The sequence below is a fragment of the Pseudomonas sp. rhizo66 genome (assembly GCF_031931925.1).
In the GTDB taxonomy this organism is placed as follows: domain Bacteria; phylum Pseudomonadota; class Gammaproteobacteria; order Pseudomonadales; family Pseudomonadaceae; genus Aquipseudomonas.
In genome coordinates, this window is record NZ_JAUJWZ010000013.1 from 106610 (window position 1) to 119752 (window position 13143).

Annotated in this window: 12 protein-coding genes; 6 read left to right on the top strand and 6 right to left on the bottom strand. The window is 60.3% G+C overall.

Annotation, left to right across the window (positions count from 1 at the left end; genetic code table 11):
• Window positions 1–36 precede the first annotated feature (36 nt).
• A complete protein-coding gene (locus tag QZR14_RS16860; RefSeq protein ID WP_250606463.1) occupies window positions 37–957 on the top strand; it encodes a LysR family transcriptional regulator in 921 nt (306 codons plus the stop codon).
• A 122-nt stretch (window positions 958–1079) separates the two neighbouring features.
• On the opposite strand, the gene QZR14_RS16865 is transcribed toward QZR14_RS16860, so the two are convergent.
• Window positions 1080–2093 (bottom strand): ABC transporter substrate-binding protein, encoded by a 1014-nt coding sequence (locus tag QZR14_RS16865; protein ID WP_311997171.1) that lies wholly within the window; start codon window positions 2091–2093, stop codon window positions 1080–1082.
• Between the two features lie 396 nt (window positions 2094–2489).
• Between QZR14_RS16865 and QZR14_RS16870 the strand changes: the two genes are divergently transcribed.
• From QZR14_RS16870 to QZR14_RS16880, 3 genes are read left to right on the top strand one after another with little or no spacing between them, the layout of a single operon-like run.
• A complete protein-coding gene (locus QZR14_RS16870; protein WP_311997172.1) occupies window positions 2490–4088 on the top strand; it encodes an ABC transporter permease in 1599 nt (532 codons plus the stop codon).
• The gene (locus QZR14_RS16875) at window positions 4085–4900 is read left to right on the top strand and encodes an ABC transporter ATP-binding protein (protein WP_250606466.1); all 816 of its coding nucleotides are present in this window, start codon (window positions 4085–4087) and stop codon (window positions 4898–4900) included. The genes QZR14_RS16870 and QZR14_RS16875 overlap by 4 nt, the downstream gene beginning before the upstream one ends.
• A gap of 14 nt (window positions 4901–4914) precedes the next feature.
• Complete coding sequence (locus QZR14_RS16880; RefSeq protein ID WP_311997173.1) at window positions 4915–6525, top strand: arylsulfatase; 1611 nt, start codon at window positions 4915–4917, stop codon at window positions 6523–6525.
• Window positions 6526–6702: 177 nt separating this feature from the next.
• On the opposite strand, the gene QZR14_RS16885 is transcribed toward QZR14_RS16880, so the two are convergent.
• Complete coding sequence (locus QZR14_RS16885) at window positions 6703–7773, bottom strand: fatty acid desaturase (protein ID WP_311997174.1); 1071 nt, start codon at window positions 7771–7773, stop codon at window positions 6703–6705.
• 100 nt (window positions 7774–7873) lie between these two features.
• On the opposite strand from QZR14_RS16885, the gene QZR14_RS16890 reads away from it, so the two are divergent.
• On the top strand, window positions 7874–8878 hold the full coding sequence (locus tag QZR14_RS16890) for an AraC family transcriptional regulator (RefSeq protein WP_311997175.1): 1005 nt from the start codon (window positions 7874–7876) through the stop codon (window positions 8876–8878).
• Between the two features lie 3 nt (window positions 8879–8881).
• On the opposite strand, the gene QZR14_RS16895 is transcribed toward QZR14_RS16890, so the two are convergent.
• From QZR14_RS16895 to QZR14_RS16910, 4 genes are all read right to left on the bottom strand, one after another.
• Window positions 8882–10105, bottom strand: coding sequence for a type II toxin-antitoxin system HipA family toxin (locus QZR14_RS16895; protein WP_311997176.1), 1224 nt, complete (start codon window positions 10103–10105; stop codon window positions 8882–8884).
• The gene (locus tag QZR14_RS16900; RefSeq protein ID WP_311997177.1) at window positions 10098–10346 is read right to left on the bottom strand and encodes a helix-turn-helix domain-containing protein; all 249 of its coding nucleotides are present in this window, start codon (window positions 10344–10346) and stop codon (window positions 10098–10100) included. Before QZR14_RS16900 ends, QZR14_RS16895 begins: the two co-directional genes overlap by 8 nt.
• A gap of 112 nt (window positions 10347–10458) precedes the next feature.
• Window positions 10459–11847, bottom strand: coding sequence for a heavy metal sensor histidine kinase (locus tag QZR14_RS16905; protein ID WP_311997178.1), 1389 nt, complete (start codon window positions 11845–11847; stop codon window positions 10459–10461).
• Complete coding sequence (locus tag QZR14_RS16910) at window positions 11837–12517, bottom strand: heavy metal response regulator transcription factor (protein WP_016987597.1); 681 nt, start codon at window positions 12515–12517, stop codon at window positions 11837–11839. Before QZR14_RS16910 ends, QZR14_RS16905 begins: the two co-directional genes overlap by 11 nt.
• A gap of 136 nt (window positions 12518–12653) precedes the next feature.
• Between QZR14_RS16910 and QZR14_RS16915 the strand changes: the two genes are divergently transcribed.
• Window positions 12654–13139, top strand: a complete 486-nt coding sequence (locus QZR14_RS16915) for a GlcG/HbpS family heme-binding protein (protein ID WP_311997179.1) — start codon at window positions 12654–12656, stop codon at window positions 13137–13139.
• Window positions 13140–13143: the final 4 nt, after the last annotated feature.

A 13143-nucleotide genomic window follows, 5' to 3' on the forward strand; every position in this document is an offset into this window, starting at 1 on the left:
TGCCTTCGAGCTATTTTTAGGATGCCGGAAAAGCATATGGATCTTCGCCAGTTGCGTTACTTCATCGCCCTCAACGAACACCGCAGTTTTGTCCGCGCGGCCGACGCGATGGGCATCACTCAACCGGCGTTCAGCCGCAGTATTCAAGGGCTGGAGCAAGAGTTCGGTTGCGTACTGGTGGATCGCGGCAATAAGGATCTGCGCCCCACGCCCGAGGGCCAGGTGGTGCTGCAACACGCCCTGACGCTGGTGCAGGGCGCAGCGTTGCTCAGCGCCGAAGTGACGCAGATGACCAAGCTCGACGCCGGCGAGGTGCACTTCGGCTGCGGCCCGGCACCGGCGGTGAAACTGGTGCCGGATGCGGTGGCGCAATTCATCAATGCGCACCCGAAAGTGCGCACCTGTTTTCAGGTGGATAACTGGGAAAAACTCAGCCGCGCACTGAGCCGTGAAGAGATCGAGTTCTTCATCGCCGACATTCGCCATTTCGAGTCCGATCCGAACTTCCAGACCCAGGCGCTGACGCCCAAGCGCGGGGTGTTTTTCTGCCGCCCGGGGCATCCGTTGCTGGCCAAGGAAAGCCTGTCGACCAACGATATGTTCGACTATCCGCTGGCGACCACGCTGATCCCGCCGGGCATTCGCAAACTGCTGGCGAACCTCAGCGGGCGCATCGATTTTTCCCCGAGCATCGAGACCGAGCACTTTCCGGCGCTGGTCAAAGTGGTGCTGCAATCGAATGCGATTGGCGTCGGTACGGAGGAGGCATTTGTCGAGGACATTGCCAAGGGTTCGCTGGTGTTGCTGCACTGGCGCAATTTGCCGCAGAACCTGGAGAGCATGAATGCGCGCTGCGGGATTGTCAGTCGTACCGGGTTTCGGCTGTCGCCGGCGGCACGGGCAATGATCGAGACGTTGGTGGCGGTGGATCGGCAGAAGATCAGCGTCGCTGTTTAGGGCCCTTTCGCGAGCAGGCTCGCTCCCACAGTGGTTCGGTGGTGAATGCAGAATCTGTGTTCACCTAAGAACCCTGTGGGAGCGAGCCTGCTCGCGAAGAGGCCAGAGCAAGCGCTAGAGATTCATAGCTTGGCCGCAGCCAGCTCAGGCGCCACCCAATCGCTGACCTTGAACGGCTTGCGAATCAGCCTCTCCTTCGCCGCCAGATCCACCGAGTCCTGCAACTTGCCAAGGAACACCGGATCCAGCGTCGACGGGAACACTTCGCTCAACTTCTGATCCTGCAGATCCTGGGTCAGAATCACCGGCGGATAGCTGGCCAAACCCGAGACCAGTTGCACGTAAGCGGCCTTGTTGCTGTCCTGCGTCAGCCACTCCACGGCCTGTTGTTGCGCCTTGAGCAACCTGGCCACCGCCTCCGGGTGCGCGTCGACAAACTTGCCCGTGCCGACCAGTACCGACTGCACGCTGCCTGCGCCACCGAGATCCTTGGTGTTCAGCGGCAACTCGGCCAGCCCCTTGGCCTGCAATGCGCTCAATCCGGAGCTGCCCCATGACGCATCGATCTGCTTGGCCGCCAGCGCTGCGACCGCCGCATTGAAATCCAGATTGATGACTTTCAGGTCCTTCTCGCTGAGGCCCTGACTGGCCAGCGCCGCATCAAACGACAACTGCGTCGCGGTGCCACGGAAGATCGCCACGCGCTTGCCCTTGAGATCCTGCAACGTCTTGATCCCCGAACCCGGCACCACGCCCAGGTACTGCTTCACGCCACGCGCACTGGCGCTGAGCAAACGCGTATCCAGGCCGTTGGACTTGCCGATGATTGCCGCCAGGTCGCCCAGATACGCCAGATCAACCTGACCGTTGGCAAACGCCTCATTGATCACCGGTCCCGCGCCTTTGAAGAAACTCCACTGAATCTTGATGCCCTGATCGGCGAAGGCCTTTTCGAAGATCTGCTGATCGCGCAACACATCAACCACGCCCCCACCGCTGTGCTGAGTGCCGGCGCTCAGGTCAGGCACGGCGATCCTGATTTCCTTGAGCTCCTCGGCATGGGCGGTGAACGCCAGCAGGCCCGCCAGAGCCGGAACGGCAAACAGACTGAAAACACGTTTGAAGGGAAGGTTCATGGGTGCTGCTCCTTGATCACGACGGGCGTTGAGGAGCCGAAAGTAGGCCGAACGACTACCAGCGCTTAAATACTATAAATGCACATTTTTATAGCTTTTTACGCTAAGCGAGCAGCGCCGGGGCTTGCAGCGGCATATGCATTAACAGCATTGAAAATATTCTTCGAATGCATTGGATGCGTGTGGGCTGGAGGCCTTAAATGGCGCTGCTTATCTCTAAAAACAACTTATTAAAGATTATTTATAACCATTAGCTCTTAGTTAATACCGCAAGAGATCGCAGCCTTCGGTAGCTCCTACAGGGGTCACTTCACGGACGCATTCCCCCGCAGGAGCTGCCGAAGGCTGCGATCTTTTGATCTTGATCTTGAGCCAACCCGAGAACGGAGGTCACCCATGGCCCGCCAATCCTTGCTCAGTCTCCCCCTACCCGCGCCGCCGCTGAAAAGCCGCCGCACCTGGCCAAGCCTGAACCACCGCCTGTTGCCATGGCTGCTGCCGCTCAGTCTGTTCGCGCTGTGGTGGCTGGCCGCACGCAATGAATGGATGAGCGAGCAGATCCTGCCCGCGCCGTCGCTGGTCTGGAACAGCGCTGTCGAGCTGTCTCAAGGCGAGTTATGGAGCCATTTGTGGATCAGCCTGCAGCGTTTGTTCTGGGGCCTGCTTGCCGGGGTTTCGGCCGGTGCATTGCTCGGCGCAGCACTGGGCTTCAGTCAGCGTCTTGAACGTTTGATCTTCCCGAGCTTCGCCGGCCTGTCGCAAGTACCGACGCTGGCGTGGATTCCCTTGTTCATGGTTTTTTTCGGCATCGGCGAAGTGCTGAAACTGGTGGTGCTGATCAAAGCGATCGTGGTGCCGGTGACGCTGCACACACTCGTCGGCGTAAGAGATGCCCAGCCGAAATTGCGTGAAGCCGCCGCCGTTTTGCGCCTGCCGCCACGCCTGCTGATTCGGCGCCTGGTATTGCCCGCCGCCCTCCCCGCGTTCATGGCCGGCGTACGTCTGGCGCTCGCCGCCGGATGGACCTCATTGCTGGCCGTCGAGTTGCTGGCCTCCAGCGAAGGCATCGGCTACCTGATGGTCTGGGCGCGACAACTGTTCATGCTCGACATCGTGTTCGTCTGCATCGTCGTCATCGGTTTGATCGGCGTGGCGATGGATCGCGGTATCGGTCTGCTGGACAAGAAACTGGTGCACTGGCCGCACCCGGCCACTGCCGAAATCCGTCGCGGCCCGCGCTATGAAGGCTGGCAGCGTTTGCAACCGTGGCTGCTGCCGTTGGGCTTGTTGGCGCTGTGGCAATTGGCGAGTGACCAGCAGTGGGTCGACGCCAATATTCTGGTCAGCCCGTTGGCCGTTTTGAGCACGGCATGGGCTGGCGTGCTCGATGGCACGTTGATCAGCGGCATGGCGCTCAGCCTCGGTCGCACCCTCGGCGGTTTGCTGTTGGGCGGCGGACTCGGTTTCGCCCTCGGCTTGCTGCTGGGCTTGTCGCGCACCAGCGAACGCCTGCTCGGCCCGACCCTCGCGGCCATCCGCCAGATCGCCATTTTTGCCTGGGTGCCGCTGCTCACCGCGTGGTTCGGTCTCGGCGAATTGGCGAAGTGGGTGTTCGTCGCCCTCGCTGCGTTCTTCCCGCTGTTTATTGCCACGCAACGCAGCGTCGCCAACCTCTCGCCACAGCTCAACGAAGCTGCACAAGTGCTGCGCCTGAGCCTCGGCCAGCGCCTGCGCCGACTGGTGTTGCCGGGCGCCGCGCCGGGGATTTTTGCAGGCCTCAGACTGAGCCTGATCTACGCCTGGCTCGGCACCATCGGCGCTGAATATTTCATGCCGTCCAACGGCGGCATCGGCAGCCAGATGATCGGCGCACAACAACTGCTGCGCATGGACCTGATCATGGCCGGCATGCTTTTCGTCGGTCTCACCGGCGCCTTGCTCAACCTCATTGGCCAACGCCTGGAAATTCGCGCGACCCGCTGGAGACACGCATGAACGCACCGATTGTCAGCTTCAATCACGTAGGCAAATCCTTCGACGTCGACGGTTTCGAACTGGAGGCGATTCGCGAATTCAACCTGGACATCGCCGAGGGCGAATTCGTCGCCATTGTCGGCTCCAGCGGCTGCGGTAAATCCACCTTGCTGCGCTTGCTGGTGGGCCTGGATACGCAGTTTCGCGGGCAGATTACCGTGGACGGCAAAGCCGTCAGCGGCATCGGTGGCGAGCGTGGCATCGTCTTTCAGGAGCACCGTTTGTTCCCGTGGCTCACCGTCGCCGACAACATCGGTCTGGGCTTGGTCAACGAACCGCTGAGCGTTGCGCAGAAGCAACAACGGATCAACGACTTCATCGATCTGGTCGGCCTGCGCGATTTCACCCGCGCCTACCCGCATCAGTTGTCCGGCGGCATGGCCCAGCGCGTGGCGATCGCTCGCGGTCTGGTCGCCAGCCCACGCATTCTGCTGCTTGATGAACCCTTCGGTGCCCTTGATGCACTGACCCGCCAGCAGATGCAGGACGAGCTGTTGGCGATTCGCGATCGCGCAAAAATCACCACGATCCTCGTCACACATGACGTCGAAGAAGCGATCTTCCTCGCCGACCGCGTGGTGGTGATGGAGCCGCGTCCGGGACGGATCAAGCAGGTGGTTGACATCGCCCTGCCGCACCCGCGCCAGCGCAGCAGTTTCGACTTCCATCAGTTGCGTGAAGAGCTGCTGCACGAGCTGACCAGTGACGACCATTACCAACCGAGCGTGCCGGTGCAGATCCGCGATCTGCCGCTGACGTTCATTGCCTGCTGAACAGGAGTTTTGCGATGCCGCAACGTCCCAATTTTCTGGTGATTCTTGCCGACGATTTAGGTTTCTCCGACATCGGTGCGTTCGGCGGCGAAATCGCCACGCCGCACCTTGATGCCCTGGCCAACAACGGCCTGCGCCTGACCGACTTTCATACCGCGCCAACCTGTTCGCCGACCCGTTCGATGTTGCTGACCGGCACTGACCACCACATCGCCGGCATCGGCACCATGGCCGAAGCGCTGACCCCAGAGCTGATCGGCAAACCGGGTTACGAGGGTTACCTCAATGATCGTGTTGTGGCGCTGCCGGAGCTGCTGCGCGAGGCCGGTTATCAAACCTTGATGAGCGGCAAATGGCACCTCGGTCTGAAGGCTGAACTGGCGCCCCATGCGCGAGGTTTCGAGCGCTCGTTTTCGCTGCTGCCGGGCGCGGCCAACCATTACGGCTTCGAGCCAACCTACGATGAGCAAACCCCAGGCCTGCTGAAATCCACCCCGGCGCTGTACATCGAGGACGACAACTTCCTCGACGAATTGCCCAAGGATTTCTATTCCTCCGATGCCTTTGGCGACAAGCTGCTGCAATACCTCAAGGAGCGTGACCAGAGCCGGCCGTTCTTCGCCTATCTGCCGTTCTCCGCGCCGCACTGGCCGTTGCAGGCGCCGGCCGACATTGTCGAGAAATACCGTGGCCGCTATGACGCCGGGCCGGAAGTGCTGCGTCTGGAGCGACTGGAAAAACTCAAAGCGTTGGGGCTGATCGAGCCAGACGTCGAGCCGCATCCACTGATTCAGTTGACCCAACAGTGGGACGCGTTGAGCGAGGAACAAAAACAGATTTCCGCGCGGGCGATGGAGGTCTACGCGGCGATGGTCGAGCGCATGGACTGGAACATCGGCCGGGTCGTCGACTATCTGCGCCAGCAGGGGCAACTCGACAACACGTTCATCCTGTTCATGTCCGACAACGGTGCCGAAGGTGCGCTACTGGAAGCGTTCCCCAAGTTCGGCCCGGAATTGATGACCTATCTGAACCAGCATTACGACAACAGCCTCGACAACATCGGCCGGGCCAATTCCTACGTCTGGTACGGGCCGAACTGGGCGCAGGTAGCGACTGCGCCGTCGCGTCTGTTCAAGGCGTTCACCACCGAGGGCGGGATTCGCGTGCCGGCGTTGCTGCACTATCCGCAGTTGCCGCTCAAAGGGCAGATCAGCCATGGTTTCGGCACGGTGATGGACATCACGCCGACCATTCTCGATCTGGCCGGCGTGAGGCATCCGGGCAAGCTCTGGCACGGCAAACCGGTGGCGCCGTTGCGCGGTAAATCGTGGTTGGGATTCTTGTCCGGCGAGACCGTGCAAGTGCATGACGAGCATACGGTGACGGGTTGGGAGTTGTTCGGACGGAGAGCGATTCGCCAAGGGTCGTGGAAAGCGGTATGGATTCCCGGGCCGGTGGGGCCGGCGACGTGGCAGCTCTATGATTTGAGCAGTGATCCGGGGGAGATTCATGATCTGGCGTTGAGTGAGCCGGACAAGCTCAGCACGTTGATCGGGCATTGGCAGCAGTATGTGGAAGAGACCGGGGTGATTCTCAGTGCTTCGCCGTTTCAGCCGGATTGAGACAGGATCAAGAGCCCCTCACCCCAGCCCTCTCCCAGAGGGAGAGGGGGAAAGGGAGCAGATCTTCATGTTCTTCAAACCTGAGTTCGACTCGCAGTTTCAGGTCGATGTATCAAGCGCAAACAACTCGGTCAGTCCCCTCTCCCTCTGGGAGAGGGCTAGGGTGAGGGCAGCTTGTCAGGCCTCCACCGCCTCACCAGACACCGCAACTTCATCCCGACGAACAAAGCGGTTCGCCCGCCCGAACGTGCCGAAATCATTGAACCGCACGCCCATCTCGCGCATCACCTTATGCGCCACCGGCACGGTCATCTGGCGAATGTAAAACGGCTCCTTCACGACAAAATGATGGATCCCGTGACTGCTGCCGAAGTTGAAGCAAAACGCCTGCAACGGCCACAACCACCACGGGTTCAGCACCTGGCACTGCTGCAGCACATTGCCCAACTCGACATCGCCGTAGTAATGCATGTTCGAGCTGATGAAGTGCAGGCAAAACGTGCGCAACACATTCGGACCGATGATCACCACGGCGGCGATATCGATCACCTGCATCACCGACAAAGTCGTCGCTGACCATTCAATCGGTGCGCCCAGCAGATATGCAATCCCATTGGCCGCATGAAAACCGAGAAACATATACCACGCGCCCCAATGCACCAGCGCCAGCGGCGCATAGACCTTCAGCGTGCGCTTGATGATGCTGAACTTGTGCGCCCAGGTCTTGGCCCGCAGCATGCGGATGAACGCCGACATCACGTTATCGCCAACCATCAGCAAACGAGCAAACCCCCACGGCTCGCCGTTGGTGATCGCGCGCTCCTCCATGTCGGTTTCAGTCCCGGAGACCTTGTGGTGATTGAGGTGCAGATGCCGGCGGATCCAGGGGTTGATCGTGCTCGGCCGCGCCAGCCAGACCAGGCCCATCATCAGGTTGTGCGGCACACGCTGCTTGCGGAAGTACATGCTGTGGATCAGGTCATGCTCCAGCTCATGGGTCAGCGAAGCAAAAAACGCGTTGAGCAGCAGGCACACCCACCACGCCATATGGCCGCTGATGTACAACGCTGCCGAACCGATCATCCCCGCCAGGGCAAAGGCCAGAATCCCCGCGCCCAGCGCATCCTGATGCTGGAGAATCGGGTAGCGCTGACGCAGCTCGACGCCTCTGGCCAGCACCACTTCGCGAATATGCGCTGATCGCTGGGCAGCATTGTGTCGCTGGGGACTTGCAGAAGTACCGTCCATGCTTCCATCCTCTGTTTATGGATGCTCGCATCGTGCCTCGTCAGACCTTGTTTCGCGGTAGCCGAGAACGCCAACCTGTTGACCGGAAGCGCCAATCAGCATGAAGGAACCGACCTCTCTCGCCAGCTGGACCCGTGCCTTGCGCAAGCAACTCGATGCGTTGGGGCTGGACAGCATTGCCCTGTGCCAACAGGCCGGGCTCGATCCGAGCTTGATGGACGACCCCAACGCGCGTTATCCACTGTCCGGCACCACGCGCCTGTGGGAAATTGCCGTGCAGATCAGCGGCGACCCGGCGATTGGTTTGCGCGTATCGCGGTTCGTCAGCCCGACTACTTTTCATGCACTCGGTTATGCGCTGGTGGCCAGCGGCAGTTTGCGCGAAGTGTTCGAACGCATCGTGCGCTATCACCCGGTGGTCAGCGATGCGCTGGAGCTGGAGCTGAGCCGCGGCGACGACCGCTACCAATTCCGTCTGAAAATTCCGTCAGGCAATCCGGCGCCAGCCTTCGAAGCCATCGATGCCTTCACAGCGATCTACGTGCGTACCTGCCGCAATCGCCTCGGCCGCGACTACGCGCCGCTGGCCGTGTACCTGCGCCGCCCGGAACCGAGCGATGCGCAGCAATGGCACAAAGTCTTCCGCGCGCCGGTGCACTTCGGCTGCGTCGAGGATCGCCTGGAGTTCGCCCTCGCCGACTTCGACAGCCACCTCGACGACGCCAACCCGGAACTTGCCGAACACAATGAAGCGGTGCTCAATCGCACGATGGCCCAGCTCCAGCCGCTGACCTGGGAGCGCAAGGTGCGCGATGCCATTGAAGAACAATTGCCGGAAGGCGAGCCGAGTGCAGAACGCATTGCCCAGGCGTTGCACCTGAGTCTGCGCAGTCTGCAAAGGCATCTGGCGGATGAAGGTTGTCGCTTTGATACGTTGCTCAACGAGAGCCGCGAGAATCTGGCGCTGCTGCACCTGCGCGATCCGCAGTGCTCGTTGAGTGAGGTGAGTTATTTGCTGGGTTTTGCCGACACCAGCAGCTTCAGCCGCGCGTTCAAGCGCTGGACGGGGCTGACGCCGGGGCAGTTTCGCGATGGCTTGCGCTGATCGTCAGCTTTTACTCAGGCTGCGCGCCATACCAGACAACCATTGTTCGATCATCGCAGCACCCATCTCAGCGAACGCTGGATGACCTGCGCTGTACTCGGCCATTTCGCCCATCGTTATCTGCATGCCATTAGCGACTTGCTGCAGTAATTCATTGCAACGCGCTTCGGTCAGATTGCAGGCAGTTCGACCAAAGCGCACCAGCATTTTGTGCTTTGGCCAGGCCTTCGAACCACCCAACAGTAACGCCATACTGTCGTTCTTTATGTAGACCGAGGTGGTGATGATGTCGTATGCGGGGGCGAGCCTGATTACTGATTCCTCACCGCAGTTTTCGTAAAGCACGCCAAAATTTTTTAGATGCGCGTCGCCGTTTTTCAGGCCTGCGGACAAAGCCACTATTTTGAAAAATGCTTCCAGCGCCTGATTGAGCAGCGCGGGTGACACAAACGCTTTGATCTGCCGGGCCGCACCTTCGTAAGAGCCGTCGTATTTGGCCTTCGATGACCAACCATTGAGTACGCAAAAGTCCTCGAAACCGAGGTAGCCCGTAGAGCTCAAGTCAAAGCGCTCGATGACCAGAAATTTGCCCTGCTCGCTGAGCTCGAACTTTGGCACTTCAAGCCCGCAGTGCTGCGCGGCACGCATGCAGAAGTATTCGTTGGTTGCCAACTGCGGATATTCATCGGCACGAAACGCTTTGACCAGATGGGTTGACCCTCGATGAGTCAGGCGATCAATCGCAGCAGTACTGTCACGTACCAGCACTTTGGGCTGCACACCTGACACCCCGGAATACTGACCATAGGTTTGCAACAGATCCTCAAACAAGCCTTGCGCGCCATCGTGCACCAGCAGATCGGCCAGAGACGTTTCGGGCGGGCAGTCCGCCGGCGATGCGTTGGCAATTGACAAACGACCGAGTTGAAAAGGACCGACGATCGCCAACAATGCAAAGTCATCGAAACCACGAACCGCTTTACTGAAGCGCCGGACCAGCTCATCACGCAGCGCACCCTCAGGCAAATTCATCTCGAAGACCGGATGGATGCCATGCTCCCAACCATAAGTTTCCAGACGGGGCGGCATTGTCAGTGACACGGCGTTTTTGTCACTGGCCTCTTCGCGGTAACTGAAGACGCTATCCGCGCGATCCTGCCCGCGCCCCAGTGTTCCCACTATTTGCCCACCGACACAGACGTTCAATCGATCCGTCGGTTCAGTCATGGAAATTTACCTTTTGCAGCGCATCAAGCGTCGGGCGGCGAGACTGACGGGGAACCGCCGTCAACTCATGGCCGAACCCGTTCAGGATCGCTTCCACCTTACGCAAACCGATTTCCGAGACCGTGTTGTTTTCGATTCCCGAGATGGTCGCGCGACTCATGCCGTATTGCTGGGCCAGCGCCTGCTGCGACAATTTGCTTGCCTTGCGCAAAGCTCTAATCAACTCACCAAGCTGTTCCATGACGAAATCCTGCATTATTTACGATGCAAATCTAAACTATTTCTTAATTTTGCATCATATTTAATGCAATCATTGATCAAGCTTAGCCTAATTTGGAATGATCAAGAAGCTGTCACCGGATCACCGCAAAGCCCAACTCAAAAACGCTGCCGTCAGCATCACTGTTCACCCGCACCTGCCCGCCATGCAATTGCATGATCGACTGCACGATCGCCAACCCCAACCCACCGGAATCCCCCGGCTCTGCCCGTGCAGGATCGACGCGGTAGAAACGGTCGAACAGTTTGCCCAGGTGCTCTGGCGCAATGGCCGGGCCGTGGTTGTGCACCTGCAACCAGCAGCAACCTGACTCATCGCGGCGACGCAGGCTGATCACGGTTCCGGGATCGGCATGACGCACGGCATTGGCCAGCAGATTGCCCAGCGCACGCTGCAACAGTTGCTGATCGGCAAACAGTTCGCCGTGCAATTGATTCTCCAGCCGTAGATCGCGGTCATCGGCCAAGGCTTCAAAGTAATCACACAGTTCACCGCCAACGCTGTGCAAGTCCAGCGCTTGCAGGTTAAGCGCGCGCTCGGCCTGCTCGGCGCGGGCAAGAAACATCAGGTTTTCCGCCATGCGCTTGAGCCGTTCGAATTCTTCCATGTTCGACGCCAGCACTTCCTGATATTCCTCGGTGCTGCGCGGATGATTCAGCGCCTGCCCGTTGCTCGCCAACAAGGTGTGCAACGGCGTCCGGATCTCGTGGGCGAGGTCGGCGGAGAACTGCGACAGGCGCTGCACGCTGTCGTCCAGCCGTGCCAGCATGCCGTTGAGCGCCTGCACCGGTTCGAGCAGCTCAGTCGGCGTACCGGCGGCGGGCAAGCGTTGATCGAGACTGCGCAGATCAATGCCACGCACGGCTGCGCTCAACTGCCGTAACGGTCGCAAGCCCCGGCGCAGCAACAGCAAGCCCAAGGCAAAAGCGAGCAACGCACCGAGGCCGACTGCCAGATACAAGCGCAAACGGTAACTGGCGAGCATCTGCTCGCGTTCGCTCAGTACCTTGCCGGCGATGACGGTCAGCGGCTCGCCGTTCGGCCCCTGCGCCGCACCGGATAGCAGCGCCAGCGCAGCACCGTCCGGCGCTTGCCACGTCAACACGTCACGACGCTGCGGCGCTTGCTCGCGGGGGATTGCGTTGAGTGTCGGCAAATCGCGTTGACGGGGATTGATGGCGATCACGCTGGAACCATCGGCGCGGCGCACCAGCAACAAACTGTCGAGATTGCCGAGCATGTTTTGATACAACCGTGGCCGCGCCTGCAGGGCGTCGAGGCTGTCGCTGTCGGCGAGCAAGGCGCGCACTTGTTCGAGTCGTCCGAGCAATGCGAGGTCGTCGCGCCAGGCGATTTCCGAGGCGAGCGAGCGGTAAAGAAACACGCCAATCGCGCTCAACACCAACGCGCAAACCATCGCGAACGCCAGCGCCAAGCGCCAGGCGATCGACCTAGAGCGCATCGTCGGGGGCTTCCAGTTGATAACCGACACCGCGCACGGTGTGAATCAGTTTCGGCATGTACGGGTCATCGACTTTCGCGCGCAAACGCCGCACCGCGACTTCGACCATGTTGGTGTCGCTGTCGAAATTCAGGTTCCACACCTGCGAGGCAATCAGCGTGCGCGACAGCACTTCGCCCTGGCGACTGGCGAGCAATTGCAGCAGGGCGAATTCCTTGTTGGTCAGGGCAATGCGCTGGCCACCACGGCTGACGCGGCGGCGCAGGACGTCGATTTCCAGATCGGCGATGGTGTACGACTCCGCTTCGCGCATCGGCCCACGCCGCAGCAAGGTGCGTACCCGCGCGAGCAGTTCGGCGAAGGCGAAGGGTTTGAGCAAGTAATCGTCAGCGCCCAGCTCGAGGCCGCGCACGCGGTCTTCAATGGCGTCCTTGGCGGTGAGAAACAACACCGGCGTGGCGCCGCGCTGGCGGATCAGTTGCAGCAATTGCCAACCGTTGAGGCCCGGCAGCATCACGTCGAGGATGATCAGGTCGTACTCCTGCTGCTCGATAAAATAGCGCCCATCGAGGCCATTGAGCGCCACGTCTACGGCAAAACCCGACTCGCCCAGGCCTTTGGCGAGGAAATTCGCGGTTTTGGCTTCATCTTCTACGACCAGCAAACGCATGGCACACCTCGATTGATCAGGCGTACAGGCTAGGCGCCTTCGGCGGCGTTGCCCATTACAAACTTGTAATCAGACTGACGAGGTTCTGACGAAGTCCGGCGATTAAGGTGACGACCTTCGCTTTTGGAGCCTGTCCATGACCGTCAAATACTTCGTTGCAAGCCTGATGATCGGCCTCAGTGGTGCCGCTGTCGCCAGCCCGGAACTGCCGCGTCACGCTGACCTCGACCTGAAAACCGCACGGCTGCTCGCTGACAGCGCATTGGCCAACTGCACCGGCACGGTGTCGGTGCTCGACCGGGGCGGCAATCTGTTGGTAACCCTTCGCGGCGACGGCATCGGTCCGCACAACACCGCCGCCAGCCAACGCAAGGCCTACACCGCGCTGTCGAGCAAAACCGCCACCCGTTTGTTTGCCGAGCGTGCTCGCAGCAACCCGGAAACCACCAACCTCAACACCCTCGACGAGTTGCTGTTACTCGGCGGCGGCATTCCGCTGTTCCTCGGCACGGAACTGGTCGGCGCCATGGGCGTGGCCGGTTCCGGCGGCGGTGAGCAAGACGAAAACTGTGCAATCAAGGCGGCCGAGAAAACCGGTCTGGCCACTACCCGTTCCCAATAAGGAG